The sequence below is a fragment of the Paraplanobispora takensis genome (assembly GCF_016863195.1).
GTDB lineage: Bacteria > Actinomycetota > Actinomycetes > Streptosporangiales > Streptosporangiaceae > Planobispora > Planobispora takensis.
On sequence record NZ_BOOK01000040.1, the window covers coordinates 27411 to 46465 of the forward strand.

At 72.2% G+C, this 19055-nt stretch carries 17 protein-coding genes; 10 read left to right on the forward strand and 7 right to left on the reverse strand.

What is annotated here, in order from left to right:
• Positions 1–127 precede the first annotated feature (127 nt).
• Positions 128–724: a TetR/AcrR family transcriptional regulator gene (locus Pta02_RS27660; RefSeq protein WP_203877879.1), complete on the forward strand. Its 597-nt coding sequence runs from the start codon at positions 128–130 to the stop codon at positions 722–724.
• A gap of 154 nt (positions 725–878) precedes the next feature.
• Here Pta02_RS27660 and Pta02_RS27665 read toward each other — a convergent pair whose 3' ends face one another.
• Positions 879–1835 (reverse strand): glucosyl-3-phosphoglycerate synthase, encoded by a 957-nt coding sequence (locus Pta02_RS27665; protein WP_203877880.1) that lies wholly within the window; start codon positions 1833–1835, stop codon positions 879–881.
• 131 nt (positions 1836–1966) lie between these two features.
• Between Pta02_RS27665 and Pta02_RS42040 the strand changes: the two genes are divergently transcribed.
• Positions 1967–4414 (forward strand): CHAT domain-containing protein, encoded by a 2448-nt coding sequence (locus tag Pta02_RS42040; RefSeq protein WP_203877881.1) that lies wholly within the window; start codon positions 1967–1969, stop codon positions 4412–4414.
• A 39-nt stretch (positions 4415–4453) separates the two neighbouring features.
• Here Pta02_RS42040 and Pta02_RS27675 read toward each other — a convergent pair whose 3' ends face one another.
• Positions 4454–5890 carry a helix-turn-helix transcriptional regulator gene (locus tag Pta02_RS27675; RefSeq protein WP_203877882.1) on the reverse strand — a complete coding sequence of 479 codons (1437 nt, stop codon included), beginning with the start codon at positions 5888–5890 and terminating at the stop codon, positions 4454–4456.
• Positions 5891–6248: 358 nt separating this feature from the next.
• Here Pta02_RS27675 and aceA point away from each other — a divergent pair, with 358 nt between their 5' ends.
• Complete coding sequence (gene aceA, locus Pta02_RS27680) at positions 6249–7538, forward strand: isocitrate lyase (protein WP_203877883.1); 1290 nt, start codon at positions 6249–6251, stop codon at positions 7536–7538.
• A 254-nt stretch (positions 7539–7792) separates the two neighbouring features.
• Here the strand turns inward: aceA and Pta02_RS27685 are convergent, their stop codons facing one another.
• Positions 7793–8107 (reverse strand): hypothetical protein, encoded by a 315-nt coding sequence (locus Pta02_RS27685; protein ID WP_203877884.1) that lies wholly within the window; start codon positions 8105–8107, stop codon positions 7793–7795.
• Positions 8108–8428: 321 nt separating this feature from the next.
• On the opposite strand from Pta02_RS27685, the gene Pta02_RS27690 reads away from it, so the two are divergent.
• The 3 genes from Pta02_RS27690 to Pta02_RS27700 all read left to right on the forward strand — a co-directional run bounded on the left by Pta02_RS27690 (position 8429) and on the right by Pta02_RS27700 (position 10018).
• Positions 8429–9154 carry a DUF4352 domain-containing protein gene (locus Pta02_RS27690; RefSeq protein ID WP_203877885.1) on the forward strand — a complete coding sequence of 242 codons (726 nt, stop codon included), beginning with the start codon at positions 8429–8431 and terminating at the stop codon, positions 9152–9154.
• A 75-nt stretch (positions 9155–9229) separates the two neighbouring features.
• Positions 9230–9442: a hypothetical protein gene (locus Pta02_RS27695; RefSeq protein ID WP_203877886.1), complete on the forward strand. Its 213-nt coding sequence runs from the start codon at positions 9230–9232 to the stop codon at positions 9440–9442.
• A 288-nt stretch (positions 9443–9730) separates the two neighbouring features.
• Positions 9731–10018 carry an HU family DNA-binding protein gene (locus tag Pta02_RS27700; protein ID WP_203877887.1) on the forward strand — a complete coding sequence of 96 codons (288 nt, stop codon included), beginning with the start codon at positions 9731–9733 and terminating at the stop codon, positions 10016–10018.
• Positions 10019–10049: 31 nt separating this feature from the next.
• On the opposite strand, the gene Pta02_RS27705 is transcribed toward Pta02_RS27700, so the two are convergent.
• From Pta02_RS27705 to Pta02_RS27715, 3 genes are all read right to left on the reverse strand, one after another.
• Positions 10050–10229 carry a hypothetical protein gene (locus Pta02_RS27705; RefSeq protein ID WP_203877976.1) on the reverse strand — a complete coding sequence of 60 codons (180 nt, stop codon included), beginning with the start codon at positions 10227–10229 and terminating at the stop codon, positions 10050–10052.
• 139 nt (positions 10230–10368) lie between these two features.
• Positions 10369–12003 carry a serine/threonine-protein kinase gene (locus Pta02_RS27710; RefSeq protein WP_203877888.1) on the reverse strand — a complete coding sequence of 545 codons (1635 nt, stop codon included), beginning with the start codon at positions 12001–12003 and terminating at the stop codon, positions 10369–10371.
• A 334-nt stretch (positions 12004–12337) separates the two neighbouring features.
• On the reverse strand, positions 12338–13378 hold the full coding sequence (locus tag Pta02_RS27715) for an alpha/beta hydrolase (RefSeq protein WP_203877889.1): 1041 nt from the start codon (positions 13376–13378) through the stop codon (positions 12338–12340).
• An 80-nt stretch (positions 13379–13458) separates the two neighbouring features.
• Here Pta02_RS27715 and Pta02_RS27720 point away from each other — a divergent pair, with 80 nt between their 5' ends.
• From Pta02_RS27720 to Pta02_RS27730, 3 genes are read left to right on the forward strand one after another with little or no spacing between them, the layout of a single operon-like run.
• A complete protein-coding gene (locus Pta02_RS27720; protein WP_307837504.1) occupies positions 13459–14382 on the forward strand; it encodes an ABC transporter permease in 924 nt (307 codons plus the stop codon).
• A gap of 29 nt (positions 14383–14411) precedes the next feature.
• Positions 14412–15200: an ABC transporter permease gene (locus Pta02_RS27725; protein ID WP_203877890.1), complete on the forward strand. Its 789-nt coding sequence runs from the start codon at positions 14412–14414 to the stop codon at positions 15198–15200.
• A gap of 7 nt (positions 15201–15207) precedes the next feature.
• Positions 15208–15957: an ABC transporter ATP-binding protein gene (locus Pta02_RS27730; protein ID WP_203877891.1), complete on the forward strand. Its 750-nt coding sequence runs from the start codon at positions 15208–15210 to the stop codon at positions 15955–15957.
• A 52-nt stretch (positions 15958–16009) separates the two neighbouring features.
• On the opposite strand, the gene Pta02_RS27735 is transcribed toward Pta02_RS27730, so the two are convergent.
• Positions 16010–17512: a cytochrome P450 gene (locus Pta02_RS27735; RefSeq protein WP_307837505.1), complete on the reverse strand. Its 1503-nt coding sequence runs from the start codon at positions 17510–17512 to the stop codon at positions 16010–16012.
• Positions 17513–17519: 7 nt separating this feature from the next.
• Between Pta02_RS27735 and Pta02_RS27740 the strand changes: the two genes are divergently transcribed.
• Positions 17520–18131: a TetR/AcrR family transcriptional regulator gene (locus Pta02_RS27740; protein WP_203877893.1), complete on the forward strand. Its 612-nt coding sequence runs from the start codon at positions 17520–17522 to the stop codon at positions 18129–18131.
• Positions 18132–19055 lie beyond the last annotated feature (924 nt).

The window sequence follows — 19055 nt, forward strand, 5'->3', positions numbered from 1 at the left end:
CCTACTTTACTTGGCGGTACGGCCTCCGGTGCAAGGCGGGGCCGGTCGTTTCCGGCGGTCCTCCGCCGAGCGGTGGACCGTGAATGATTCTCATCTACCAACCGGTTGGTCCCCTACACTTCGGTGCATGTCGCGGGAAGCCACCAAGGACGCCCTGCTCGCCGCCGCCCGCAGCGAGTTCGCCGCCTACGGCATCGCGGGAGCGCGCGTCGACCGCATCGCCGATCGCGCCGGGGTGAACAAGGAGCGCATCTACGGCTACTTCGGCAGCAAGGAGAAATTGTTCGACCAGGTCGTGTCCGCCGCCCTGGACGAGGTCGTGGAGGCCGTGACGACGCCCGGCGACGACCCGGCGGAGTACGTCGGCAGGCTGTACGACTTCTGCCTCGCCCACCCCGACCTGACCCGGTTGCTGATGTGGGAGTCGCTGCACCACCGTGACGGCGAGCTGGACGGGCAGCGGGCCCGCACCGCCTCCTGGCGCAGGAAGGCCGAGTCGCTCGTCTCCGGTCCCGCGGGGTCCCCGCGCGACGCGGCGCGCACGATGCTGACGCTGGTCGGCCTGGCGATGTGGCCGACGGCCATGCCCCGGCTCCGCCGTCTCGCACTCGGCGAAGAGGGCGTGGACGGGGAGAGCCCGGACGGCCAGGCCGTGAGCGAGGAGAGCAGCACCGCGATGCGCGAGCACCTCACCGCGTTCGTGCGGGCGGCGCTCGGCGGCTGACGCGCACGGCCGGCGACGCAGACGTCCCTCCGGCGTCCCTCCGGCGTCCCTCCGGCCGTACGGCCGGCGACACGGACATCCGTGACCGTACGGCCGGCCGCGGCGTCCGGCACCCCGTGCGGCCGACGACGGTGTACCGCCGTCGGCGGCCGGGTCAGCGGGCGGGGCCGGACCGGTAGCCGGGGACGGTGATCATCGGGGGGCGTTCGGCCACGGCAACGTCCCGGACCGTCGCCTGGTGGCCGGAGGTCCCGCGGCGGAACTGGGCCAGGGTGGCGGACGGCTCGTGCAGGGGGATCATCATGTCCTGGCGCTCCAGCCGGGACCAGGCGGTCTGCAGGATCTGCGCGGCCATGCCGCCCAGGGCCTCGGTGGACTGGTGGGAGTGCACCCGGCGGCCCAGGTCCACCTGGGCCAGGGCGTCGAGGCCCGACAGCTCCAGCAGGTCGATCAGCAGGCCCAGCTCCACGCCGTACCCGGTGACGAACGGGACCCGCTCCAGCGCCGAGCGCCGGCCGGCGTACTCCCCCGCCAGGGGCTGGACGAACCCGGCCAGCCGGGGCCAGTGCAGGTTCAGCAGGGGCCGGGCGACCAGCTCGGTGACCCGGCCGCCGCCGTTCTGCGCCTCGCGCAGCGGCCGGTCGTAGCAGCCCTTGACGTAGACGACGGACGGATCGGCCAGCAGCGGGCCGAGCAGACCCGTCACGAACGACGTACGGAACTCGCGCAGGTCGGCGTCGATGAAGACCAGCAGGTCACCGGAGGTCACGGCCAGGGACTTCCACAGCGCCTCACCCTTGCCGTCGAAGGGCTTCAGGTCGGGGAGGATCTCGTCCTGCGCGAGCACCGTGGCCCCGGCCTCCGCGGCGCGGGCCGCGGTGTCGTCGGTCGAGCGGGAGTCGATGACCACCAGCTCGTCGACGAGCGGGACCGCCTCCATCAGCTCGCGCCGGATCGCGGTGACGATCTCTCCGACCGTCCCGCCCTCGTCCCTGGCCGGCAGCACCACGCTGACCGTCGTGCCGCCCTTGGCCTCCAGCAAGCCGGGCAGGGACCAGTCATCCGATGATGATGTACGGCCGCGCAGCCATGCCTCCACTTCAGGCAGCACAGACCATCCTTCCCATCACCCCGGAATTCACAGGTATCACCCTATGGTGCGTTGATTCGGGCCGAGCACCGCCTCCCGTCCCCGGCCGCCAGGTGGGAAGATCGGCCCAGGGGCGAGCGGGAGGAGACGGCATGGACCCGGTGGCCGTACTACGGGCGGCTCGAACCGTCCGCGCCGAGCTCGACGGGCTGCTGGGCGACTCGGCCGGCGAACTGCGCGACCGGCTCGATCCGATCCTGGCCGAGGAGGGCAGGCGGGATCCCGAAGGGCTCTCGCACGCCGCCGTCATGGTGATCGCCCAGTACGGCCCCGCCTGGGAGCGGCTGGCCGTACTGCTGCACCTGGACGAACCCGCGACGGCGGCCCCCGCGCCCGGCCCTCCGGCCGCCCACGGCTCCGCCCCCGACCCCGCCGGACGGCCCGCCCTCCCGGACTCCGGGCCGTCCGCGCCCCCGGGCCACGGCTCGCCCGCCCCGGGCGGCGGGCGGTTCGGATCGTCGGAGTCCGGGCCCGCCGGCATCCCGAGCTTCGCGGCCTGGAGACCATCGGAACCCCCGGATCCCCCGCACCCCCGCGGGGAACGCCCCTCTCCCCCGCTGGAGCCGTGGGAGGCCCCCGAACCGTGGGAGGAGGCACCGGAGTCCAAGGTCCCGGAGCAGCGGTACGCCCAGGAGCCGTGGCACACGCAGGAGCCCTGGCAGGAACCGGAACAGTGGCGGGTTCCGGAGCCGTGGCAGGCGCCCGAGCAGTGGCAGGTTCCCGGCACGGCAGGACAACCGCAGTTCCCTGAGGCGCCCGGACAGCAGTTCCCCGGCACGCCCGGACACCAAGCCCCCGACACACCCGGACACCAGCGGCAACTACCCGACACACCCGGACACCGGTATCCCGACGCACCCGGGCAGCGGCAGTCCCCCGGCATGCCCGAGCCGTGGCAGGCCGCCGGCGCGGCCGAGCGGTACGCTCCCCCGCCGGACTCCCCCGCGCCGCCCGCTCCCTCCCCCGCTCCTACTCCCTCCCCTTCCCCGGGCCCGGCGCCGGCTCCTCCGCCCGGCCAGGCCCCGCCCCAGCCCCAGGCCCGGTCCCGCTCACAGTCCTCCGGCAAGGGCCCGCTGCAGCGCCTGACCGGGGCCCTGCGCCGGCGGCACAAGAAGCAGGCGGGCAGCGCGGAGTGGGAGGCCTTCCCGCTCATCGAGGCGCCCGAGGAGGTCGTGGCGGGCTGGGGACTGGAGGTCCGGGTCGGGATCACCGGCGCCTCGGGGCGGGAGGCGGAGTCCGTCTCGATCGGCGAGCCGTTCGACCTGGACGTCCAGGTGATCGCCGAAGGGTTCGAGGCGCCGGACGGCTGGCGGGCGCGGTTGCGCGTGGAGGAGGACTCGCCGTACCCCGCCGCGGTCCTGCGCCTGCGCGCCCTGCCCCTGGACCGCCGCCACTCCCAGGAGCCCGCGGCGCAGGAGGCCGGGGAGGACGCGCAGACGGCGGCCCGGCGGATCCAGGTAGTCTACTCGGTGGGCGGCCAGGCTGTCGGATTCGGTACGCGCGCGGTCACGGTACTCGCCTCCCCCGGTCTGATCGGCCGGGAGAGCGCCCCGGCGGAGGTCGCCGGCACCCGGGTCCAGCCGCCCGCGCGGGGCCGGTCCGGCGGCCGGCACAGCGGGCGGCACGGGGATCCGCACGGGCAGGAGGGCGAACCGGGCGGGTTCTCCGCGGACGTCACGGCCGTCATCGTCCACGGCGACCACCCCGGACGGCTGTGGTGGTCCTACCTGTCGCCGCACTTCGTCACCCCGGACCAGGCCGAGGCGTGCGAGCTGGGCACGCGGGCCTCGGCGTTCGGCCGGGAGCTGGTCGCGGAGGTCACCGCGCGGACCGGGCACGCGGACATGTCCCTGTACCTGCGCAGCGCCGGTCGCCGGCTCGCGCTGAAGGTCCCGCCCGGGTTCTGGGAGCTGCTGGAGGCGGTGGCCGCGCGGATCGCGCCGCGTCCCCCGACGGTGCTGCTGCTGTCGCAGGAGCCGTACGTCCCGTGGGAGCTGGCGACCCTGGAACGGCCGATCGACCCGTCGGCGCCGGCGTTCCTCGACTGCCAGGCGGCGGTCGGCCGCTGGGCCCTGGGCGGGCGGCTGCCTGAGCTGCCGCCGCCCCCGACGGCGGGCAGCGACGTCGCCCGGCTCCGCGAGGCCCTGGCCGCCTCCGGGGAGCAGCCGCGGGTGCTCGGCCTGACCGTGCCCGGCGGGACCGGCGTCCTGATCAGGGCCGACCGGCCGGCGCTCGCCCCGCGCCTGGTCGCCGGGCTCCGGCTGGGCGGTTCGCCGTTCGTGTTCCTGGCCGGGGACGGCGGGCCGGATGTGGCCCAGGCGTTCCTGGTCGCGGGCGCGGGCGGGGTGGCCGCCCCGCTCTGGCCGGTCCCGGAGGAGGCCGTGCAGGACATGGCGATGGAGTTCTACCGGCGCTGCCTGGCCGGCGAACCGCCGGCGGAGGTCCTGCGCTCGCTGCGCTGCGCGGGGTCGGCCGCGGCGACGGCCTACCGGTTCTCCGGTCACCCGTCGGCCGTGCTGCCGCCCCAGCCGCAGGCGTGACGCCGCGGGATCCGGCCCGAGGCGTGACGTCCCCGGGGGTCAGTCGGTGGCGTGACGCTCCAGGAAGGTGTAGACGTCGGCCTCGTCCACGCCGGGGAAGGACCCGGGCGGCAGGGCGGCGAGCACGTGGGAGTTGGCGCGGGCCGAGGGCCAGGCGTAGCCCTCCCAGCGCTCGGTCAGCTCGGCGGGCGGGCGGCGGCAGCACTCGCCCGCCGGGCAGTTGGACCTGGTGCGGTTGGTCGTCTCCCGGCCGCGGAACCAGCGCGACTCCCGGTACGGCACGCCGAGGGTGATGGCGAAGTCCCGCTCCCGGCTCGGGTCCACGTGGGCGACGCAGAAGTAGGTGCCGGTGGGCGAGTCGGAGTACTGGTAGAAGACGGAGAAGCGGTCGGGTGAGGCGAAGACCTGGCGTCCCGACCACTGCAGGCACATGCGCTGGCCCTCGATCGCGCCCTGCTCGTCGGCGGGGAAGACGATGCCGTCGTTCTCGTAGGCCTTGTAGATGATCCCGCCGGCGTCGTTGCGGACGAAGTGGCAGACCAGGTCCAGGAAGTGGGTGGCCAGGTTGGTGAAGCGGTGGGCGGCCATCTCGTAGGAGACGGCGAACACGTCGCGCAGGTCCTCCACGCTCAGCGCCCGGTCCTGCTTGGCCTCCCGCAGGTACGGCACCGCGGCGGCCTCGGGCACGAGGACCGCGGCGGCGAAGTAGTTGGCCTCGGTCCGCTGGCGCAGGAAGTCGGCGAAGTCGCGGGGCTTGTGGTGCCCGAGGGCCAGGTGGCCGATGGTCTGCAGCAGGATCGTGCGGGGGGTGTGCATGCCCAGCTGCTCGTGCTTGACGTAGATGCGCCGGTTGCGCAGGTCGGTGATCGAGCGGACCGTGCGGGGCAGGTCCTGCACCGTCTGCACGGTGTAGCCGAAGTGGGTGACCAGCGCCTGGACGGTGCTCTGGGACAACGCCCCGCTCCGGTAGCCGACCGCGGACAGCGCCTCGGCCGCCGCCTTCTCGATCTCGGCGAAGTAGTTGCCCTGCTCGCGCTGCTTGCGGCGCAGCTCGGCGTTGGCGGCCCTGGCTTCCTCGGGGGTGGCGGTGCCCTTGGTCTCGCGTGAGCGCAGCTCGCCGTACAGGCCGAGGATGTGTTCGAGCACGTCGTTGGGCACCCGGGCGGAGACCTTGAGCTTGGCCAGCCCCAGCGCGGAGTAGAGGGGGTCGCGCTGCGCCTCCTCCAGGGCCATCTCGAGCTGGGCCCGCCGGTTGGGGGGCTGGCGGCGCAGCAGTTCCTCCACCGGGACGCCCAGCGCGGAGGCGAGCGACTTCAGCAGTGACAGCTTGGGCTCGCGCTTGCCGTTCTCCAGCAGGGAGAGCTGGCTCGGCGCGCGGCCCACGCGCTCGCCCAGGTCGGACAGGGTGAGTCCCCGCTGCTTGCGCAGGTGCCGCAGACGCTGCCCGAAGGCGATGAGATCGAGCTCATGCGTCAAAGAAAGCGGTTCTTCCCCCACCAAGGATCCCATGACATCGATCCTAGGCGAAATTTCCCCGTATTTTCCAGCCGGAGACAGTGTCCTCCGGCACCCATGGGGCACAGGACACGCATCACTCCCCGGGCTCGGGCCCGTCTCGATGATCTTCCCATGGGGCGCCGACTGTGGTCTGGACCACACAGTCGATTGGTCTAGTCCATAGCGAAAACTCTGAAGTTCTTCTCTTCTGAATACTCGTCAGTATTCATATCTACAGAAGAAACAGCTTTCTTTCCATGAAATCGACCTTGTTTGACCGTTTCAGCCGGGCACAGACTCAGTGCAAGGCACCCAGGGGACGACAAGGAGTGAAAAAATGAACGATCGCCTCAAGGGAGCCGCAGAGGAACTGCGGCGCGAGTGGGAGACCAACCCCCGCTGGAAGGGCATCGAGCGGTCCTACACCGCCGAGGACGTGGTCCGGCTGAGGGGTTCGGTCCAGGAGGAGCACACCCTCGCCCGGCTCGGCGCCGAGCGCCTGTGGGACCTGCTGCACACCGAGGACTATGTGCACGCGCTCGGTGCGCTGACCGGCAACCAGGCGGTCCAGCAGATCAAGGCCGGCCTGAAGGCGATTTACCTGTCCGGCTGGCAGGTGGCCGCCGACGCCAACCTCGGCGCGCAGACCTACCCGGACCAGAGCCTCTACCCGGCCAACTCGGTCCCGGCCGTCGTGCGCCGCATCAACAACGCGCTGCTCCGCGCCGACCAGATCACCTGGTCCGAGGGCGACGAGAACGCGCCGCACTGGCTGGCCCCGATCGTGGCCGACGCCGAGGCCGGCTTCGGCGGTGTGCTCAACGCCTTCGAGCTGATGAAGGGCATGATCGCCGCCGGTGCGGCGGGCGTGCACTGGGAGGACCAGCTCGCCTCCGAGAAGAAGTGCGGCCACCTCGGCGGCAAGGTGCTGATCCCGACCAGCCAGCACATCAAGACCCTCAACGCGGCCCGCCTGGCGGCCGACGTGCTGGGTGTCCCGTCTCTGATCATCGCGCGGACCGACGCTCAGGCCGCGACGCTGCTGACCACCGACGTGGACCCCCGCGACCAGGCCTTCACCACCGGCGACCGTACGGCCGAGGGCTTCTACCGGGTGCGCAACGGCGTCGACGCCTGCATCGCCCGCGGTCTGGCCTACGCGCCCCACTCCGACCTGCTGTGGATGGAGACCTCCACCCCGGACCTGGACGTGGCCCGCGAGTTCGCCGAGGCGATCAAGGCGCGGTACCCGGACCAGATGCTGGCCTACAACTGCTCGCCCTCCTTCAACTGGAAGAAGCACCTGGACGACTCCACCATCGCCAAGTTCCAGCGCGAGCTCGGCCACATGGGCTACAAGTTCCAGTTCATCACGCTGGCGGGCTTCCACTCGCTCAACTACTCGATGTTCAACCTGGCCCAGGGCTACGCCGGCGACGGCATGACCGCCTACGTCGAGCTCCAGGAGGCCGAGTTCGCCGCCGAGTCGCGCGGCTACACCGCCACCCGCCACCAGCGCGAGGTCGGCACCGGTTACTTCGACCTGGTCAGCACGGCCATCGCGCCGGACTCCTCCACCACGGCCCTGAAGGGCTCCACCGAGGAGGAGCAGTTCGAGGCTCACTAAGCCCGGAGAACGGATCGGAGCGGAGATCCTCCGGCGTCAGCCCGCGGACCGACGGCAGCTCTCAGGGCATGCAGAGCCCGCCCGTCCACGGCTGACCCGATCCTGCACTCGGATCTCCACTCCGCTTCCCCCCGGACTCGGACTCTTCGACCAGGCCGAAAGACCCCGCCGCTCTTCCCCCCGGAGAGGCGGGGTCTCCTGGCGTCCGGCCCCGTCTCCCCGGCGGGCGGAGGGACCGGCGTCCGGAGCGCCGATCACCCGAGGACGCACACGCCGCTCTGGCCCGAGTCGTGGACCACGCAGTAGCCGGCCTCGGTCAGCACCCCCATCACGGCGGCGTACACGGCGATGCGGACGGCGGGATAGCGGCTGCCGACGCCGGTGATCGACTTTCCCTCGGGGTCGGCGGGACTCCAGTCCACCACCACCCCCCTGTCGGGGTCGTGGCGGACTCGGACGCCGTAGCCTCCGTCGCCCCCCGCCCGCTCGTCGGCGAGGCCGGTCTGGGCCAGCAGGCGGCGCACGCGCGTCATGAGCTCGGCCAGGGCGTCAGGGTCAGGGACGTCCATGACTTCAACGTAATCGAAGGACTGCGCTGCGCCATGACCGCGGTGGCCAGATGGCGCTGCCGTCCGGGTCCGCACGACGAGCCCCCTCCCCCCTTGCGGAGACGGGTGGTGCGCGTGACCGGATCCGGTCACGCTGACAACCGCGCAGGTGGCACCCGCGTCACACACGCACTGCCACACCTCGGAGATGCCGTGAGCCACCCCCCGAACATCCCGCCCCAAGGTCCTGTGCAAGGTCCTGCGCAAGGCCACCCGCAGCACCCCTACGGCCGGCCTCCGCAGGGCCCGCCTCTTCAAGGCCCGCCGCCGCAGACCCAGCCCATGCACCCATGGCAGTCCCACGGACAGCCGCCGCAGCAGCCGTACGGCCGGCCCCCGCAGAGCCCGCCGTACCCTCCGCCGCACGGCCACTCCTACGCTCCCCCGCCGGGACCGCCGCCCAGGAGCAACACCGGCGTGATCGTCGCCCTCGTCGCCGGTCTGTCCCTCGTGCTGGTCGCCGGGGCCATCGCCGTCGTCGTCGCCGTGGGCGGATCCACGGACGCCGGGGGCGAGCCGCCGTACGACGTCACCTTCCCGGGCACCGCCGCCCCGTCCACGGCCGGGACCCGGCCGAGCCGGGCCGCCTCGCCGGAGGTGGCGGAGGTGGGACAGGCCGTCACCGTCCAGGGCCTGCACCCCGGCGTCCGGGTGGCCGCCACCCTCACCCGGGTCGTCGACGACGCCACACCGGCCAACCCGTTCCTCAAGCCCCGGGACGGCTCCAGGTACGTCGCGGTCGAGCTCACCCTGGAGAACGTCGGCCAGGAGGTCTACAGCGACTCGCCGATGTTCGGCTCGACGCTCATCGACTCCGAGGGGCGCCAGTACCAGGCGACGTTCGGCGAGGTGAAGGAGGGCGTGTCGTTCGGCGGAGCGGTGACCGTGAGCAAGGGCGACTCCCGCAAGGGAGTGATCGTCTTCGAGGTGCCCGCCTCGGCCGCACCCGCGAAGTTCCAGTTCGGGACCATTCTGGGAGAGCGGAAGGCCGAGTGGGCGCTCAGATAGCCGTCATTCACGTTCCATGCTGATATGTCCGGTTAGTTACCCTACGCTTACTCCGCCCTCCGTAGTCTCGATCTCATGGGGATCTGGCTGGGACCGGAAGGCATCGAGGTCGAGGCGATCGTCCGCGGCGATCGCCCGTGCCTGCGTGTCACACGCACGATCGGCCGGGAGCGGACGCTGGTGGCGTACTGCGCCGACGTCACCGAGGTGGGCGAGTACGTGGACCTGGCCGAGCTGGTCGCCGCGGAGCCGAGCGAGCCGTCGGGGGCCGGACGCGCCCAGGCCTGATCGGGCCGGAAGGTGAACCTCCGCGCCCACCTGGGCGTCGGTGTAGGCAGGGAGGCCCGAATGGAAGTCCTGGACGGCCTCGCCGACGAAGACCTCCGCCTGGAGCTCGTCCTCGTCGAGGCCCTTTACCTGGAGGCGGAACGGCTGGCCGCCCAGTCTCCCCGCCTCTGAGCGAACGGCGCCTGCCCGCCGCCTCCCCCGGTGGCGGGCACGTGTCCGCCGGTGGAGTTCTCAGGCACGATCCTTGCCCGTAGTGTGGGCTCTCCCGGGCACACACGAGGAAAGAACATGAACAAGCGCGAGCTGATCGAGAAGGCCGCGGCGGAGGCGGGCCTCACCCGGAGGCAGACCGCCGCGGCGCTGGACGCGATCCTCGACACCATCCAGCACGCCGTCGCCGCCGAGGAGAAGGTCGCCATCCCCGGCTTCGGTTCCTTTGAGATCGTGCACAAGCCCGCGCGCACGGGACGCAACCCGCAGACCGGCGAGCCGCTGGAGATCGACGAGACCTGGACCGCCAAGTTCAAGCCGAGCCCGGGGTTCATGGGGCTGATCCGCCAGCGGAAGAAGGACTAGATCACAGCCGGTTACCGGGAGGTGGCCGCGATCACACGCTCCGGGCGCCGGACCCGCGCAGCGCACGGGCCGACCAGCGGCCGTCCAGGTGGTCGATCCGCAGCGCGCGGCCGAAGCACTCCGACAGGTTCTCGCTCGTCAGGGCCTCCCCCACCGGCCCCGCGGCCATCACCCGGACCCCGACGCCGCTCAGTTCGACCGCCCCCGGCACGGATGCCCCCTCTGACTCGGTTAGCGCGGTTCACCCTAACGGATGAACCGGCCCCGTCTCCGGAGGTTCCCCCGATCCCGTGCCGCACCACCGGCCCCGGACCGCGCCGCCGGGGCCGGTTGCGCGGCGCCTCCCCCGCTCAGTCGCCGAGCTGGAACGACTGACCGGACGAGGGAGAGGGCGTGGCGACCGGTGTGGAGGTGGCCGGTGTCGGGGTCGGGCTCTCGCCGTCGCCGGTCTGCGGGATCTGGGTGAAGGAGGGCTTGGGGCCGCTCGTGGGGGTGGGGCAGTTCCCGCCGCGGTTGCGCGCCTTCCCCTTCGCCTTGGCGCTGGTGTCCGCGCAGGTCTGCGGCTCTCCGGGGTCGTCGTCCGGCCGTCCGGGACCGTCCGGCCGTCCGGGATCGTCGCCGGGCCGGTCGTCCGGGGCGTCCGCGGAGGGAGGCCACCGATGGCCCGTCGCACCGGGCACCGGGACGGTCCGCGTGGTGGTGATCATGATGGTGGAGGGCGTGACCGGGAGCGGCGCGTCCGCCCGGCCGGCCGGCGGCCGGCTCGCGCGGAAGGTCGCGCCGATGGTCGTGCCCTCCACGGGGATCACCATTGGCACGTTCTCATGCTCGGGCAGCCCGGTGCCGCCGGCGCGCCCGCCGCCGTTGCCAGCGGCGACCACGGTGAGCGCCACCAGGGAGATGGTGGCCAGCGCCGCGAACCCCGCCTGGGGCAGCGCGGTACGGCGCGGCGCGGCGCGGCGCGACGGCCTGGCCGAGGTGTCGGGCGAGTCGTCCCGCAGGGGCCCCGCCCGGCCGGCGGCCTGGCCCGGACCGGCGGGCGGGGCCGGAGCGGGCCCGCCGGACGCCAGCCGCAGATGTCCCCCGCCCGGCGGATAGGGCACGGGCGTCCAGATCTCCCCGAGCACCTCGGCGACCGCCTCGCGCAGGTTCCACGGATCGCCGATCCCGCCGGCGGCCAGCAGCGCGCCGAGCAGGTCGCCCGCCCGCGGCCGCCGGGCGGGCTCCTTGGCCAGGGCCGCCTCCACCGCCGGGCGCAGCAGTTCGGGGACCGCGGACAGGCGGGGCGGCTCGATCAGGATCCTGCGGGTCATCAGGTCGGGCTCGGCCGCGCCGAACGGGTGGTGGCCGGTGGCCGCGTAGGCGATCAGGCAACCCCAGGAGAAGACGTCCGAGGCGGGCAGCGCGGGACCGCCGGTGAGCCGTTCGGGGGCCACCCAGCCGGGGCTGCCCATGACCTGGCCGGCCTGGGTGTGCACGGCCAGGGCGTCCACGTCCCTGGCGATCCCGAAGTCGATCAGCCGGGGGCCGCTCTCCGACAGCAGCACGTTGCCCGGCTTCAGGTCGCGGTGGACCAGCCCGGCCTCGTGCACCGCGGTCAGCGCGCCGGCCAGGCCGAGGGCGACGCCGTAGGCCAGGTCCGGGGTGAGCGGGCCGCGGGCGGCGACCACCTGCGACAGCGCGGGGCCGGGGATGTACTCCGAGACCAGGTAGGGCCGCTCCCTGTCGGTGCCGTCCTCCACCACCGCGGCGGTGCAGAAGGGGACCACCCGCCGCGAGAATTCCACTTCCTCAGCGAAACGGGCCCGGAGCGTGGGATCGTTGAGATGGACCGGATGGGGCGTCTTCAGGGCCACCACTCCGCCCTGCGGATGCTCGGCCAGATAGACCACTCCCATGCCGCCGGTCCCCAGGCGGCCCAGCAGGAGATAACGGCCGATGATGACCGGGTCCCCGACGGTCAGCGGCCGCACGCCAGGCGGCATGCCGTTCATGGGGCCAGTTCCGCCACGTGCCATCCGGATCGAGCCTCTCTGTACGGGCTACGGCAAGCACACTGTGACGGGATTCGAGTGCTGTTCGCTCCTGACCGGTCACAAGGGATATGACGGGTAAGGCCAATGATCCCTCAAGGTAAGGAACCACTGGGATCCGAGGGACTGGACATGTGGGTGTGACCTGCGGGATCGCCGGGCCGGGCGGGCCTGCGGGCACCCCGAAGGCCCGGTGGAGGCGGGGTGCCCGGTGGGGTGCCGGGCCGGAGTGCCAGGCGGCGGCCGGGGTGGTCGGCGGGGTGTCCGACGACGGCCGGATCGAGTGTCAGGCGGCGGCCGAGTCGGTCTCCAGCGCGGGGTCGCCCGCCGGACCGTCCTTCTCGGGGGCGGCCCGCACGAGGAGGTCCCCCTCGCGCAGGCGCTGGGCTGCGGCGGCGAAGCGGGCGATGTGCTGGAAGACCAGCCGGGCCTCGGGCAGGATGTCGGCCAGGATCGGGAAGACGTGCGGCATCCGCCGCCACTCCTCGTAGGTGACCGGGACCCCGGCCGCGCGGGCCCGCTCGGCCACGCGGCGGCCCTCGTCCCGCAGGACCTCCGTCGATCCGGTGATGAGCATCAGCGGCGGCAGCCCGGCGTAGTCGCCGAACACCGGCGAGACCAGCGGGTCGCGGGCGTCCAGGCCGGCGGTCCAGCGGCGGGCGAGCCAGTCGACGCGGCCGGCCGAGATCATCGGGTCGACCAGGCGGTTGGCCCGGCGCGGGGTGTCGGACAGGTCGGTCCACGGTGACATGCACACCGCGCCCGCGGGCAGTTCGATCCCCCGGTCGCGCAGCGCCAGCAGGGTGGCCAGGGTCAGGTGGCCTCCGGCGGAGTCACCGGCGATCAGGATGTCGGCGGGGTCGTAGCCCTTCTCCAGCAGGCACCGGTAGGCCGCGACGGCGTCGTCGAGCGACTGGGCCAGCGTGTGCGCCGGGCCCTGGCGGTAGTCGACGGCCAGCACCGGGCGGCGGGTGGCGACCGACAGGCGCCAGGTGATCGGGCGGTGGGTGGCCGGGGAGCAGACGAAGTACCCGCCGCCGTGCAGATAGAGCAGCACCTTGCTCTCGTCGAGCCCCTGCCCGGCGCGGACCCACTCACCCGCGCAGGCCCCGACTCGGTCGTGCACGAGCGTCACGTGCGGAGGCAGGCGGAGCGGCACCTTCCCGGCGAGCCCGACGATGTGCGAGGCGGCGAGAACACTGAAGCCCGAGCGCAGAAGGAGCTCGGAGAGAGGTTTGACCGTGCTTCTCATGATCGTGTTGAGAGCCGAAGCCTGCCAGCTGACGGGGTACCCGGGACAGACGTCCACGTCGATCTCATGGCGCATGCGGAACCTCCTGCAAAGAAGGTTCCCTGCCAGAACTTCCTTCTATCATGTAACAGGCATATCGCCGGGGTTACCACTATGTGTCGTATCGCCCCATACGGTTCTCCGGAGCGCCTGGAACCCCTCACGGAGCGGCCTCCCAGCGCCGGATAATCCGTTGCCCCGGTTCTGCGGGCCGAGGAAAATCGGAGGGTTGCCCGGACGCCCCGAGGAGGCCCCCGCTGCTCTACCTGCGCATCGCCGGGTACGGCTTCCGCCGACACTCCGCCTACCGCGCCGCGGCCCTGGCCGGAGCCTTCACCAACACCGTCTTCGGCATCCTGCGGGCCTACGTCCTGATCGCCCTGTGGCAGGCCCGCCCCGGCCTGGCCGGCTACGACGTGGCCGACGCCGTCACCTTCTGCTTCCTGAGCCAGGCCTTCATCGGCCCGATGCAGCTGTTCGGCGGCGGCATGCAGCTGTCCGAGCGCGTGCGCAACGGCGACATCGCCGTCGACCTGCTGCGCCCGGCCTCCCTGCAGGTGTGGACCCTCGCCGACGACCTGGGCCGGGCCGGATATCTGGTGCTGCTGCGCAGCCTGCCGCCCACCGTCGTCGGGGCCGTGCTGTTCGGCCTCGTCACGCCGGAGGACCCGGCGACCTGGGCCGCCTTCACCGTCAGCTGCCTGCTGGCCGTGGTGGTCAGCTTCGGCTGGCGCTACCTGATCGCGCTGTCGTCCTGCTGGATCCTCGACGAGCGGGGGATGCAGTCGCTGTCCATCGTCATGATGATGTTCTTCAGCGGCATGATCCTTCCGCTCAACCTCTATCCGGGCCTGCTCGGCGACATCGTGCGGGCCCTGCCCTGGGCGGCCATCGTCCAGGTCCCCGCCGACGTCTACCTCGGCAAGCACGACGTCACCCGGGCGCTCGGCTTCCAGCTGCTGTGGGCGGTCGCGCTGTTCGCCCTGGGCGCCCTGGCAACCCGCGCCGCCCGCCGCAAGGTGGTGATCCAGGGTGGATGACCGCGCGACGATCCCGGAGGCCCAAGGCCGTGGTTAGGACCTACCTGCTGCTCGCCTGGACGTGGTTGCGCGCCTCGGCGCAGTATCCGGTGTCGTTCGCCCTGATGACGCTCGGCTCGTTCACGCTCACCGGGCTCGACGTGGCGGGGATCTGGATCATCTTCGAGCACACCGAGTCCCTCGGCGGGTTCGGCCTGTTCGAGGTCATGTTCCTGTACGGCACCTCGGGCCTGTCGTTCGCCCTGGCGGACATGCTCTTCGGCAACGTCGAACGGCTCAGCCAGCACGTCAGGGCCGGGAGCTTCGACACCATGCTCATCCGCCCGACGGGCGCGTTCATCCAGATGGCCACCGACCGGTTCGGCGTGCAGCGCCTGGGCCGGATCGCCCAGGCCGCGCTGGTGCTGGGCATCTCCCTGCCCCGGCTCGACCCGCCCTGGAGCCGGATGTGGATGGTCCCGCTGATGGTCGTGTGCGGGCTCGTCATCTTCACGTCGATCTTCGCGCTCGGCGGGGCCCTGCAGTTCCTGCTGACCGACGCCCCCGAGGTCGCCAACGCCTTCACCTACGGCGGCAGCACGCTCACCCAGTACCCGCTGAGCATCTACGGCGGCGAGCTCGTCAAGGGCGTCACGTTCATCGTGCCGCTGGCGTTCGTCAACTGGCAGCCCGCCCTGTACGTGCTGGACAGACAGGATCCCTTCGGCCTGCCGTACTGGCTCCGCTTCGTCGCGCCCGTCGCCGCCCTCCTCCTCGCCGTCGCCGCCGCCCTGGCCTGGCGGGCGGGCATCCGCCGCTACCGCTCCACGGGGAGTTGATCACCGCATGATCGAAGTCGACCGCGTCGGCCGTTCCTTCACCGTCGGCCGCGGGCGGGCCCGCAGGACCGTGCACGCCGTACGGGACCTGTCGTTCACCGTCGGGGCCGGAGAGTTCGTCGGCTATCTCGGCCCCAACGGGGCGGGCAAGTCCACCACCATCAAGATGCTCACCGGCATCCTCGCGCCGACCTCCGGCCGCGTCCGGGTGGCCGGTCTCGACCCGACGCGCCGCCGTACGGCTCTCGCCCGCAGGATCGGCGTGGTCTTCGGCCAGCGGACCACGCTGTGGTGGGACCTGCCGCTGAAGGACAGCTTCGAGTTGATCCGTCACCTTTACAAAGTAGATCGTGCGGATTTCCACCGCAGGCTCGACGAGCTGGCCGACCTCCTGGACCTCGGCGGGTTCCTGCACACCCCCGTCCGCCAGCTCAGTCTCGGCCAGCGCATGCGCGGCGACGTCACCGCCGCGCTCCTGCACGAACCGGCCGTCCTGATCCTCGACGAGCCGACCATCGGCCTGGACGTGGTGAGCAAGGTCGCCATGCGCGCGTTCCTGCGCCGCCTCAACGCCGAGCACGGCACCACCGTGCTGCTGACCACCCACGATCTCGGCGACATCGAGAAGCTCTGCCGCCGGGTCATGCTCATCGACCACGGCCGGCTCGGCTTCGACGGCACCGTCGACGACCTGCGCGCCACGGCTCCGGGACGGGAATCCCTCGAAGAGGTCGTCGCCCACCTCTACACCGCCTGAGCCACACCACCCGGGCCACACCGCCTGAGCACCCCTCCCGGCCGGCGGGCCGTCATCGCGGCCGGGCCTCCTGCGGGCTCCCGGTCCGGGCGCGCACGACGACGCGGGCCCGCCGCGACGGCACGAGGGTGACGTGCTGCATGCGCTGGCGCTCCGGGCGGCCGGGGTCGGCGGGCAGCGGCTCCACCCGGCGCAGTACCTCGGCGATGATGACCCGCATCTCCAGCAGTGCCAGCTGCGCGCCCACGCAGTAGCGCCGGCCGCCCCCGAACGGCTGCCAGGCCCGGTTGGCCCGTGCCGCCTCGGGGCCGAGGAAGCGTTCGGGCCGGAAGACGTCCGGCTGCGGGAACGCCTCGGGGTCGCGGTGGATCAGGGCGATCAGCGGCGAGGCGAACCAGCCGGCCGGCACCTCGTAGCCGCCCAGCCGCAGCGGGACGTCCACCAGCCGGGACACGTCCCACACCACCGGGCGGCAGCGCAGCGCCTCCTTGACCACGGCCTGCAGGTAGCGGTCGTCGTCTCCGGCGTCCACCTCCCGGCGCAGCCGCTCCAGCGCCTGCGGGGCGCGCGTCAGCCGCTCGAAGGCCCACGCCAGGCCGGTCGCGGTGGTCTCGTGCCCGGCCTGCAGCATGGTGATCAGCTCGTCGCGCAGCTCCCGGTCCGGCATCGGCCGCCCGTCCTCGTCGCGGGCCGCCATCAGCCGAGACAGCACGTCCGTGCCGGTCCCGCCGTCCGCACCGGCCTCGGCCAGGGCACGGCGGCGGGCGATCTCCTCGTACAGGATCCCGTCCACCTCGGCGCGCAGCTCCGCGAAGCGGCCGAGGAACGGCACCCGCCGCAGCGGCAGGGACGCGGCGCGCTCGCGCACACCCGGCGGGAGCATCAGCACCACCGTGCCCGCGGCCTCCATCATCCGCGGTATCAGCACCCGCAGCCGCGCCAGCCGGCGCGCGTCGTCGATGCCGAACACCAGCCGCAGGATCACCTCCAGCGTGATGCGCTGCACCCGCTCGCGCAGCGCGAAGGGGGTGCCCAGCGGCCAGGTCTCGATCTCCTCGGCGGCGATGCGGGCGATGTCGTCCCGGTAACCGGAGACGGCCCGGCCGTGCAGCGGCGGGGTGAGCAGCCTGCGGTGCCGCAACCACGGCTCATGGTCCAGGGTGAGCAGCGAGTGGTGGCCGACCATCGGCTCCAGGAAGCGGCGCCGTACCTCCCCCGCCCGCCCGCCTTCGGCGTCGAGCGCGTAGACCCGCTCGGCGAGCTCGGCGGTGGTCACGAACACCTCGGGCGGCAGGCCGGGGAAGCGGATCGCGAAGACCGGCCCGTAGCGGCGCCGCTGGGCCTCCAGGTAGGAGACGGGGTCGTGCAGCAGGCGCAGGGCCGGCAGCACCGGGATCCGCGGCCCAGGCGGCCTCCTGCCGGGGCCGTGCGCCCGCGATCCGGGGGGTGGTGAGGACGGCCGGCTGGACGGCATCGCGGCTCCCGTTCTGCCCATTCGACGTTGCACGGGCGGATCTATACGTGCGTATAAGACGCTCGTATATGTGCTTAACATGGTCGGCGTGACGCGTAAAGACCCCTCCACCGGGCACCGGGACCGGCTGCTGGCCGCGGCGATGACATGCCTGCAGCACAAGGGCTACGCCCGGACCACCGCCCGCGACCTGGTCGCCGCCTCCGGGACCAACCTGGCCTCCATCGGCTACCACTTCGGGGGCAAGGAGGCCCTGCTGAACGCCGCCGTGGCCGAGTGCTTCCGCATCTGGACCGCCAGGCTGGAGGAGGCCGTGTTCGCCACGGCCGGTTCGGGACCGCGCGAGCGCCTGGAGCGGGCCCTGACCGTGATGCTCGGCAGCTTCGAGGAGCTGCGACCGCTCATCGCCGCCTGCGTCGAGGCCTTCCCCGCCGCCCTGCACTCCGAGCAGCTCCGCCGCCAGCTCGCCGACGCCTACGCCGACATCCGCACGACCACCGCCGGGATGATCACCCGATCCTGCGCCGAACTCGGCCTGCAACCCCCCGGCCCGCCGCAGACCACGGCCTCGGTGCTCATCGCGCTGTGCGACGGCCTGATGCTGCAGTGGCTCCTCGACCCCCTGGCCGTCCCCGACGCCTCCCAGGCCGTCGGCGCCCTCACCGCCCTGTCCGCCGTCCTGACCCCGCCCGGGGAGTAGGTCCTTGAAACGGTACGGCGACGCGTACCGGCCGGTGGACCCGCACTCGAGGCACGTCCCCGGCGGGCCGCGCGCCGCCCACCCGTGAGGCACGTCCGCGATTGACCGGGTGTCGCCCACCCGAACTGCGCCCACGACGGACGAACCCCGCCCCGCCAAAGCGCTTCCGAGACATGGGCAGACCCGCGGCGACCTCATTAAATAAGGCGCATACCGGCGCGGCTTTCCCTGAGGCCTTATCCACATTTCGGGCACGCCCGCCCCCGAAATCAGACGAATACGCCAGGAGGTCATTCGGATACCGTCCGCAATCACTTCCCGGGAAGCGTCGAATCAGAGATAAAAGAAGAGCACCCCGAAAGCCGCCTACCAGCGCTTTCGCCCCGCGCCCCTTACCAGGAGGCAACCTTTACCTTATCCCGAACTGCCAATACATACCGCCTTTGGCAATTGCCAGAAGCACATGGATCGGCCAGTATTGGATTGCATCGCAAGAGCAAACTAAGAGCCCCCACATCCGCCTGCCAGGGATCAGATGTGGAGGCCCTCCTCTACCGTCCCAGTTCACACTCCTGCCAGAGCGTTTCTAGGACTTCACTGTGCCAGCCACTCACAGACAGCCCGGACGGCTTCCGCCACCAGGCGGGCGATCACCGTGAGCCACAGTGGTTCTTCCGCCGATTTCGATTCTGCGCGCCTACCTCGGCGATGCATACGCACAGGCTCCCCCTTTCACCACCCGGCACCTTCGGCCGGCCTAGGCCCGGCCGAAGCGGAGGCGGGGAAGCTAGTTCAAAGGTATATCTCACACAAAGGCAGTCCTACTGGCGCAGAGCTCACGCTTTCCTATCCGCCAATCTGCGTAGTCGCGCGGTTTTCCTGTGGATTCCATATCGTGCCGCTGTGGCGCACCGAGTCGCGAGG

Coding starts and splice junctions, on each gene's coding strand:
- Pta02_RS27660 (WP_203877879.1), top strand. CDS start 128: ATGTCGCGGGAAGCCACCAAGGACGCCCTGCTCGCCGCCGCCCGCAGC.
- Pta02_RS42040 (WP_203877881.1), top strand. CDS start 1,967: ATGGACCCGGTGGCCGTACTACGGGCGGCTCGAACCGTCCGCGCCGAG.
- aceA (WP_203877883.1), top strand. CDS start 6,249: ATGAACGATCGCCTCAAGGGAGCCGCAGAGGAACTGCGGCGCGAGTGG.
- Pta02_RS27685 (WP_203877884.1), bottom strand. CDS start 8,107: ATGGACGTCCCTGACCCTGACGCCCTGGCCGAGCTCATGACGCGCGTG.
- Pta02_RS27690 (WP_203877885.1), top strand. CDS start 8,429: ATGCACCCATGGCAGTCCCACGGACAGCCGCCGCAGCAGCCGTACGGC.
- Pta02_RS27695 (WP_203877886.1), top strand. CDS start 9,230: ATGGGGATCTGGCTGGGACCGGAAGGCATCGAGGTCGAGGCGATCGTC.
- Pta02_RS27700 (WP_203877887.1), top strand. CDS start 9,731: ATGAACAAGCGCGAGCTGATCGAGAAGGCCGCGGCGGAGGCGGGCCTC.
- Pta02_RS27710 (WP_203877888.1), bottom strand. CDS start 12,003: ATGCCGCCTGGCGTGCGGCCGCTGACCGTCGGGGACCCGGTCATCATC.
- Pta02_RS27715 (WP_203877889.1), bottom strand. CDS start 13,378: ATGCGCCATGAGATCGACGTGGACGTCTGTCCCGGGTACCCCGTCAGC.
- Pta02_RS27730 (WP_203877891.1), top strand. CDS start 15,208: ATGATCGAAGTCGACCGCGTCGGCCGTTCCTTCACCGTCGGCCGCGGG.
- Pta02_RS27735 (WP_307837505.1), bottom strand. CDS start 17,512: ATGTTAAGCACATATACGAGCGTCTTATACGCACGTATAGATCCGCCC.